Origin of the sequence: Bradyrhizobium sp. STM 3809, from assembly GCF_000239795.1 — a bacterium.
Taxonomy (GTDB): Bacteria; Pseudomonadota; Alphaproteobacteria; order Rhizobiales; family Xanthobacteraceae; genus Bradyrhizobium.
The window spans coordinates 1-9,904 of sequence record NZ_CAFJ01000756.1; the positions used below are offsets into that span (position 1 = coordinate 1).

4 protein-coding genes are annotated in these 9,904 nt (G+C 58.2%); all 4 read right to left on the minus strand.

Annotation, left to right across the window (positions count from 1 at the left end):
* A partial coding sequence (locus BRAS3809_RS36345) for a hypothetical protein (RefSeq protein ID WP_139017495.1) occupies positions 1-408 on the minus strand: 408 nt, incomplete at its 3' end.
* Between the two features lie 289 nt (positions 409-697).
* Positions 698-5,278 carry an RHS repeat domain-containing protein gene (locus BRAS3809_RS32385; RefSeq protein ID WP_008966232.1) on the minus strand — a complete coding sequence of 1,527 codons (4,581 nt, stop codon included), beginning with the start codon at positions 5,276-5,278 and terminating at the stop codon, positions 698-700.
* A gap of 62 nt (positions 5,279-5,340) precedes the next feature.
* A complete protein-coding gene (locus BRAS3809_RS32390; RefSeq protein ID WP_240535825.1) occupies positions 5,341-8,337 on the minus strand; it encodes an FG-GAP-like repeat-containing protein in 2,997 nt (998 codons plus the stop codon).
* A gap of 337 nt (positions 8,338-8,674) precedes the next feature.
* Positions 8,675-8,932, minus strand: a complete 258-nt coding sequence (locus tag BRAS3809_RS32395) for a LysE family transporter (protein ID WP_035660024.1) — start codon at positions 8,930-8,932, stop codon at positions 8,675-8,677.
* Between the last annotated feature and the right edge of the window lie 972 nt (positions 8,933-9,904).

Consider the following 9,904-nt stretch of genomic DNA (forward strand, 5'->3'; position numbering starts at 1 on the left):
TTTCGCTAAGTCAGCAATGAGAGAATCCACATAAAGTTCAAGACTTCCGACGAATTTTTCGCGCGGATCAGCGGGTCTTCCAGATAGATCAATGGCGATAATCCGCTCGAACGGTCTAAGGTATTTAAGAATCTCCCACCGCTCACGACCGAGCATTCTCGCTACTGCAACTATTTGTGCAGCTCTCACAGATGGATTCGTCACGAACCAGATTGTCGGCGGCTTATCAGCAACCAAAAACGCAAGAAAAGCCTCTAGGTCGATCACATGTCGTATAATTGGAAATACATGCTGGCGAATAAACTGCCCAATCTTCTCTACTTCATTTTTGCCAAGTCCATTTTGAACCGGCACTCTTTTCCAGAGAGCTTGGCTGAAACCGTCAAATGCCCCGAATGCAAAGCTCATGCTGCACGCGGTCTCCGATCTTCTTTCGCTAAGCACAAACTTCTTGTCAATTTTACTGTATTTTATAGTCGATTCTATACCAAAGTCTTCCGAGATTGGACTTCTCAATCCGTACCAGCCATCAAAGTAACCTCTAGAGTCTACTCCAAACTGAACAAAATGCTCCACTGTCGACGTGCTCCAAGTGGCCCTATACGCGAACACATCGACGCGAATGTATTCAATCGACCGCATCGCGTCTTCCAACCATTTTTCGTCATACATTAGGCACCTGTTTGCAGCCAAAACTTCAGGGGAGGCGTCTACCAGGATAAGTTGGAATACCAGCGGCAAATAGCAGCGAAGCTTGAACACTAGACAACAATTGGGCCCCGCCATAGCAATTATAGCAATAAGTGAAATAAGCAACGCCGGTTACATTGACGACCAAATTTTGTTGAGTTATGCCGGATGCGATTGCGCCATTTGCCACCTGCCGGTCGAACGCGACCTGTCGTGGAATGAGCCAAATTTTATCTAGCCAACTAGTTTTTACTTCAGCTCCGATTTGAGCGCCGGTAATAGGATCGTACATTATGAAGTCATAAACTCGCTTTGGCAGGTTAGGAAGGGTTACTGCGGTTTCTGTTGGGCTCAGGATTACATATCCTAGTTTCTGAGCATCGAGCATCGCCTCCTGCCGACCAAGCTCGTGGCGAGTGTTTGGAGCTTGGCCGTTGTTGCCTGCTTGAGCCATGGCATCTTCCCAAGATCCCCGTGCGGCCTCCAAGCTAACAATTGCCAAGTATTGGAACCCCGCCGTAACAGCACCGTTAGCGAATTTCCCTCCACCGGCTACAGAGGCAAGACCTCCAGCAGTCGCCTGCATGATCGTTCCGCCAATCCGCTGGCCAATATTGTCCTTTGCTTCGGGAAACGCGGTATTCGTCAGCGGATTGAACGCTGCACTCACGGCGGCGGCCGCAGCTCCGGATCCGCACGATCCGCCGGACATGAGGGACGAAGCACACCCTATAGCAGCACTGCCGATGACATTTGCACCGTAAAGTCCCGGACTAAAGTCTGGATTGTTGAACGGAAGCATGCCCGCCTTGGTGAGGCCACCCAATTCCTGGAAAGCGTATGCCGTCGCAGCAGCTATTGCCCCTGCTTTCAAGATCTGTCCGATATTGCCGCCAGACAGACCAGTGACGACCGCAGCGCTGATGGCCGCAGCCGCAACAACATTGCCGCCTGTCAGGACGGTCACGCCGATGTTGATGGCGATCTGTACGATCGCCCGAGCGATCGCATTGGTCTGGAAGAAGTGGGTCACCGCCTTCCAGCCACTGCTGACCACCTTGCCGATCGCGTTCCAGAAGCAGCCGAGAAAGCAGTGGCCGGAAGGATCGGTGAAGGTTAGCGGATCATTGCCGACATAGCAGTACCGGTTCCAGCCCTGGGTGCTGAACGGGCTCTCCGTCACCGGATCGGCGCTGGTGAACCGCGCCAGCAGCGGATCGTAGACGCGGCCGTTCATGTGCACGAGGCCGGCGACCGACAGTTCCTCGTGATCCGTGAAACCGCGCGTCGTCTGGCTAGTGATGCTGCCCGTGGTGTCGTCCGTGCCGTCGACGTTGCGGCGCTTGCCCCAGGCGTCGTAGCTCAGGCGTTCGACCAAGAGGCCGTTCTGGTCCGAGATCGCCGAGATCGAGCCGAGATGGTCGGTGTGGAAGTAGCGCGTAGTGACCGTCGTGCCGCCGCCGGATGTCTGCGCCACCCGCATGCCGACGCGGGCGTTGCCGACCATCAGATAGTCGGTCCATTTCTGCGTCACAGTGCCCGGATTCTGCACCTCGGCCGCGACGCCGAAGGCGGCGATATAGAGCGTGGTGCCCTCCGGGGTCACCTGCTTGACGCGCTGGTGGTCGGTGTCGTCGACGAATGAGATCGTCCGCGTGCCTTGCGTAATGCTCGCCGGCTTGTTGTAGGAGGTGTAGACGATGCTGCGGCCGAGGCCGGAGGTCTGGTTGCCGTTGGCGTCGTAGGTGAAGCTGGCGGTGATCGTGCCGGAGACGCCAGTGACGGCATGCGGGCGCGGCTGGCCCGCCGCCGGATAGGTGTAGCTGCCGACATCCGACTTGGTCAGGATGTTGCCGATCGGGCTGTAGGAGAAGGTCTTGACCAGCGGCGCCGCCGCCACGTTGGTGGTCGATGACGTCAGCCGGCTCAGCGCGTCATACGCGAAAGTCTCGTTGAGATTGGTGTTGGCATCGCTGCGCGAGGTCAGGTTGCCGAGCCGGTCATAGCCGAAGCTCTGGTTCTGCACGGCGCCATTGGTGCCGGTCGCGATGCTGGTCAGGCGCCCCGTCAGCGGATCGAAGCCCCTGATGGTGCTGAGGCCGTTGCCCGCGGTGTGCTGGGTGATGTGCCCCTCGGCATCCATCGCGTAGAGCGTCCAGAACGACTGGCTGGTCGTGTCGTCCTGCAGCTGGTTCGCGAAGCCCAGACTGTTGTAGCCAAAGCGCGCGGTAAAGCCGGAGGGATAGCTGACCTTGGTCAGCCGGCTGTTGGCGTCGTAGGTCGCCCCCATCGTGTAGGTCGCGCCGTCGATGGTGGTCGCAACCTGCAGCGGGCGGCCGAGGCTGTCATAGCTGACGCTGCGGGCAAAGCCGTTGCCGGAACCCGAGGTGATGCCGGTCGCAGCGAGCTTGCCGATGCCGTTGGCCGCGGTGTCGTAGGTCCACACCGAAGTCATATCCGGCTCGACCCGCTGCACCATGCGGCCGAGAATGTCGTAGCTCAGGCTGACGACCTGGCCCTTGGCATCTGTCTGAGTGACCAGCTGCCCCAGCGTATTGTACGTGTAGGTCCAGACGCCGAGATCCGGATCGGAGCTCGCGATCTTGCGTCCCCGCAGGTCGTAGGTCGCGGTGACGACGTTGCCGTCGGGATCGGTGGTCTGCACCATGTTGCCGACCGCGTCATAGGCCGCCGTCAGCGTCTTGCCCATTGCATCGGTCACCGACGCGACCTGGCTCTGGCTGTTCTTTACGGTCGTCCGGGTCTGGCCCAGCGGATTGGTCTCGACCGTGGTCAGCCCGTGATAGGCCATTTGCGACACGCTGCCGTCCGGCTGCGTCGTCGAGACTACCCGGCCCAGGACGTCGTAAGTGAAAGTCGTGACGCGCGGGGTCCCGCCGTTCAGAAAGTAGGGCCGGTTGGTCTGAACGACGCGTCCGAGCCCATCATGGGCCTTCGTCGCCTGGACGACGCTGCCGTCAAACCCTTGTGTCCGGCGCCCGATCTCGCGCTCCAGGGCGTCGAAGAAGATGGTCGCCACCGGCGCGATCACGGTCGCGCCGTCCGCGGCGTACGACGTCTCCTGGGTCAGATAGCTCGCGCCGGCGAGACAGGTCGCCGTGCCGCCATTGACGCCGCTGCAGAACTGATAGCTCCAGCGGGTGATGGTGCCGTCCGGCCTGGTCTCCTGGATCTTGCGGCCGAAGCTGTCGTAGTTCCAGGTCGTGGTCAGTCCGTTCGGCCCGGTATGGCTGATCGGCTGGCCGAAGCGCGGGTCATACTGGAAGCTCTCGCTCTGCCCCAGCGCATTGCTGTTGGAGGTCGCGAACTGCCCGCGTGCATCATAGGTGCTGGTGCTCGAGCGGCTGGCGATGTCGGCGCCGCTGACCGTCACCGACTGCTTGTGACCGAACGCGTCGTAGACATAGTCCGTCTGCAGCCGCAGCGCCGGCGTGTCGGGCTCGACCACCTCCTGCGTCAGCAGCCCCGAGGTGGAATCATAAGCGAAGGAGGATGTGCGAGTGACGCTATAGATATTGCCGGATGGTGTCGCCCCAGGGCCGGACATAGGGGTATAGGTGACGACGATAATGCCCGGCGCGCCCGCCGTTCCGGCCGTGCTGTTGCCTGATCCGCCTGGCCCGCCTCCACCGTACAATCCAGCGGACCCGTTCGGAGCACCCGCCGCACCCCCGCCACCGCCACCGCTGCCGCCGCCGCCGCCCGAGCCATGGATCGCATCCCACTCGGTGCCGGTGCCGCCGCTGCCGCCTGCATTGTTAACCCAGATGCTGCCATTCCAGTAACCAGCGCCGCCGCCGCCGCCATTGCTGCCAACGCCGCCAGGTGTACCGGCCGTGCCGGCCGGACCGCCTCCGATTCCAGACGAGTTGTTGCCGCCGGCACCGCCGGCAGAACCGTTGGAGCCGCCTGCATTGCCGCCGCCGCCTGCACCAGAGCCATTGCCGTTGGTCGTACCGCCGATACCGCCGTTCCCGTTCGGTCCAGCGGCGCCGCCACCGCCGCCGCCGCCATTGCTGCTGGCACCTGAACCGCCACCCGCACCGCCGGAATATCTGACCGCGCCGATGCCGCTCCCGGCTGCACCACCGAGCCCTCCACTCGCTGCATTGAGCCCGCTGCTTGCACCGCCGCCCGCGCCGCCCTTTGCACAGATCGACTGAGAGCTGCAGACCGTTCCCGTCCCGTTGAAGTATGTATCGCTGCCCGCAGAACCTGCGGCAGCCGCGGCCCCGGCTATACCGCCAAGGCCGATCTGAAAATTGACCACTGCGCCCGGTTGTAGCGGCAGATTGGAAATCTTCGAATAGGCGCCGCCACCGCCACCGCCGGCCCCTTCCGTCGACGCATTCGAGCCTGCGCCACTGCCGCCGCCGCCGATCACCTCGATCGTGTTGTTCGAGCTATTCCAATCGCTCGGAACGGTCCACGTCGAGCCGCTGGTGAGAAACAGCTGGGCCGCGTCCGCGCCGGACACAAACATGACGCTCGTCAGCAGAGTTACGGCCCGGGCCGCCTGACGGATATGGTTCGAACGCGACACACGACGTGACAAGGCATTGAACATGGTCAATTCCTCGGCCTGATGAAGCCAGAAAGAGCGTGAAATGGGTATGAGAATGATGGAGACTATTGCGGCCGAACGCTCGTCACTGTCGCGCGTATCAACCTGCCCAGATACCAGAGCGAGGGATCGTTGCTGTAGGTGTTGACCGTCGTCTTGCTGTAGCCGTCCGGCGTCGAGACAGTCACTCTGGTCGCATTGCCATAGGCATCATACTGATTTGCAGTCGTCACCGTCGGCAGCGCCGAGCCGTCGAGATCAGAACCGCTCGATATGTTCTGCACCAGCGACACCCGATACGGCGCGACCGCGGGGCTGATCGTCGCCGCTCCCGTTGCATTGCTGAACTGGAATGTGTTTGTCGACTGCCCCAACGTTTGCGTGCCGTAGGTCCGCGTCGTCGACGCCACCATACCAATATAGGGGAAATCCTGCCGGAACGTCGTGGTGTCCGAGATCCCTGTCTGCAGGTCCGTCACTGTCATATGACTGAAACCCAGCATTCCGCGGCCCGTTAAATCGGCTTTGGCGCCTGCGTACGAATAGCTCGAGCTGTATGCGCCGCCCACGCCATTCGACACGTCCACCCGAGACACGACATGCAGCGGCAGCTTCAGATTTATGGTTGGATAAGTTCCTCCGGAATCTTTTGTATAGACTGCGCTGTCGGTCAGAGCTTTGTAGGTAATTGTTGTCGCCGCTCCGAGCCCCGTTGTTACTCCGGTGACGACGTCTCCAATCGATCCATTCGCCGTGATTGTGAAAATCGACGAAAAGTTCATCGTGAGGAAATCAGTGCGCCCGTCACCATTGAAGTCACCTCCGACTGTAAGGTAAGGGGGCGCACCAAACGTCCAACTGTTCATGGTCCTGTAATTGAATGTGCCATCTGCGTTACTCGTGAACTGATACACATATGGATAGCTCAGGTTAAACAAGGCGAAATCGAGCCGACCATCCAGATTGAAGTCGCCGCTATACAACTGATACGAAGCAGCGGGCTGAGCTCCGAAGTTCCATCCATTGGAAATAGCGATGCTAAAGATTAGAAACGAACCATCGCCCTTGCTCTGGAATTCATAAAGCGTGGCGCCGTTGAGCAGAACCCAGTCTGTTTTGCCGTCTCCGTTAAAGTCACCCACAACCGACATGTAGCTCGACGGCGGCGTGCCAAAATTCCATCCATTCGGAATCTGGATCGTATTGTAGGTGAATGATCCGTCGCCGTTGTTCAAGAATTCATAGATATAGGCGCCCGCCAACATGACGAAGTCAGTCTTTCCATCTCCGTTGAAATCGCCAGAGATAGGAAGAAAATAGGCCGAAGGCGTGGTGCTGAAGTTCCAGCCATTCGATATCTGAATCTGCACGCCCTGAAACGTGCCATCGCCATTGCTCAAAAATTCGAACACATAGGCACCACTGACCGCCAGGAAGTCCGAGCGACCGTCCCCGTTGAAATCACCGGATATGAAGGAGAACCCTGCGGTCGGATCTGATCCGAAATTCCAATTGTTTGGGCACGGGAATGTTACGCCACTGTAGGCGCCATTGCCGGCATTAAGAAACACATAGACATAGCCAGCGTTCAGATAAGCGAAATCGCTGTAGCCATCGCTATTGAAGTCGCCGACGAACGGCACATAGTGCGATTGAAAGGGTGTGAAATTCCAGCCATTCGGCGCGGTCGACGTCAGGACCGTATATGTTCCGTCTCCGTTGCTCAGCCACGAATAGACGGAGGTGCCATAAACGAGCACCATATCACTCTTTCCGTCCCCGTTGAGATCCATGAATACCGGGCTGGCGCCCATCGATCCACCGAGAAGGCTAACAGACATCGCACTCCACGCATTGTGAGTCGACAGCGTCGCCCCTCCCGTCAACGGGTTCGTCATCGACGCGCCCGAAAGCGTATCGCCTCCGCCGCTCGCCCACTGAAAGCTTGTTGCCGGCAGGCAATCCCCTGACGCACCGCAGACGGCGATCGACGTCACTTCCGAATCATTGCTCGATGGACTTTGCCCATAGGAAATTCGATAGTCGGAAACCAAATTCCCGCTCGCGAGTGTCTTGATATTTGTCAAACGGACGAGCGTTCGCATCACAGAGCCGGCTTGATACTGCTGAATGCTATCCGGCCGCGTCGCATAGACGAACTGCACGGTATTGTAAGGGCTCACCGCCGCAGCCGTATTGCCGGTATAGTCAACGTGGGCCGGAAAGAACTGACCGCTCGCTTGATCGACAGTATAGGTGACAACGAAATAGTTGCCCTTGGTATCGCTGACCTTGTTAACCGCCCAGTTGCGGGCAGTCGCCTTTCCCTCGGCGAGAACCTGGGAGTCCCCACTATGACCGAACTCCATCAGTTGTCCCGACTTGGTTCTCACCTCAAACCATGCGGGCCCGGTTCCGGCAGAACCATGGGAAATGATCTTTGAGTATGAGTCGATTTCGGTACGATATTCCGTCCCGTCTGCACCGTAAGCCCCGGCGATGGAAACGAGCCGCTGTCCATCCAGGCAAAACCGATCGTTACTGTCGTAGCTGACTCCACCTCCAACACCGTCCTGCGCGATTGTCCGCGGACATCGCCCAATCGCCGGCAAGCCGCCCAGGGACCAGCCGACGCCGACAAGGCCATTGGCTCCCATACTGTTGTAATCGAGTGAAAGCGACGGCGTGACGCCGCCGCTCCCGGGCGGAATTACAATTGGGATCGAGTAGGTCGCAGCTCCACCCTGATTGACCGAGAATCCTCCCGGCAGCGCCATTCCGCCAGCAACACCTAAGGTTGCATTCAAAGCACAAAAAATCACGCCGGAGCCAGCGCTGATGATCTTGTTTAACGGTCCCCGCACGACTCTGCTCCACCCATCCTTATTCAAATGGCCGAACATCTCTGCCCCTCGCAGCATCTGCAACTCGCTTTTAAGTAGAGACAAACCGTATCGGACGGTCAATGAGCAACGCACTTTGTTTGAAACATGCTGTGGATTACGATCTATAAATACAACTGACATCTCCAACTGCTGGTCGTGTTCCACGATTGCGAGCAAGAAGTCATTCGCATTCTGCACAGCAACTGCAAGAAACTAGCGCTGCAGTTGAGGAAACTTGTAAGCTTTACAAAAAATCTCGGCAACTCGCGAAACTCGGAGGATCACGCAGCTGTGTGCCCATGCCGCGGCAATCACTTGAAGTAAACCTAGCTACACCGTTTGCCACAGAACTTTTCTTTACTCTGCTCGGACAAACTGCAGCAAAGAGCCTCGTACATCAGAATCAGCTTCGGGCTCAGGATACAGGTGAAGATCCCTGGCGAAAAAGAACCGCAGACGACTCTCGCGCTACCTCTAAGGTGGCGAGCTGCCTTGAGACGGCTCTGATGGCTAACTAAACGAGATAGAGCGCTCCAAGCGTCCGCGCGACGTCGTATGCAAGCGCTACGGTGTCGAAGATAGCTGAAAGCCCAAGCGCAGTAGCAACTACATAGACCATCATCCCTGTGCACACACCGGCAAGAGATAAGAATTCCGCTTGGTAATCCTGGCAGATCGCACTGAATGCTTGATACAATAAGATTGGGACTAGCGATAACACCATGTAAAACGCCAGCAAACTAAAGGCCAAAGCAATCGAAAGGTTGATCATCACCGCATTCCGATGATAGCGCCGGTGGTCGAAGTCGATACCCAAAAACAAATTGGCTTCACAAAACGGTTCGTAGAGGAAGCCGTCGAGGTCTGCTTAGGGCCCATCCCGGACCTGTTGGCCCGCCCCCGGAATGTTTGCTATGCGGGCTCAACCGGAAGTAAGTCGCCAAGACATCGGAAGGCGTCTTTTGAACCATTCCAGACAGTGAAACACGGCATATCGATTTCCTCTTTTGTCGTATCGCTGCTTAGATTGCACCTCCTGGATGGGCGACGTATACTTCAAAAAGCGATGTTGCACCTATGGAAGCACAGCGAGATATCTCGCTGCGCTATCGCATCCTCGCTTCACTCGTCTTGAGATGTTCCTGTTCCTGTTTCAACGTGATGTTCGCTCTCGGTCGACGAGCAAATCACGCTGCGGAAAATGAAGGCTTGGCTTCGGTGGCGATTGCTGCGTTTATCGCGGTAGCCGCTGCTACGGGCGCTTCCTTGGCCTTAGTAGCCTGCAGTGCCCTAGGTGACCCGAAGTCACGGCTTGTTGCTTGAGTTAGAAACGGTTAGCTGACGCCGTACAACACCTGCTTGTCGAGGCTGCAATGCTAACTATTCGTGGTCAACCGAGTCGAAGAAGCTGCGAATGTCGGCATCGAGCACCCAGTTCACACGCTGGCTCATGATCGCCGTGTGCAGCGACCTCAGCGCAGGTCGGGGTCGTGTCCCCAGGCGTGGTGTAACTCGGTAGAGCAAAGCCGTCCGCACGCGCGCTCCCCCATAGCGCCGTAGCGGGTGGGCGGCTTTGGGGTGGTCAGCGGCGATTGCCCGGTAGGGTCGAGTTGCTGACACCAACCTGATTCGAGGAACCACCGATGACCGACGAGATGATGAACCTTCGCGCGCTCGTGGAGAAGGCCCCGGACGCGGATCTTCTGCGCGAGATGATCAGCTTTGCAGCCCAGCGGTTGATGGC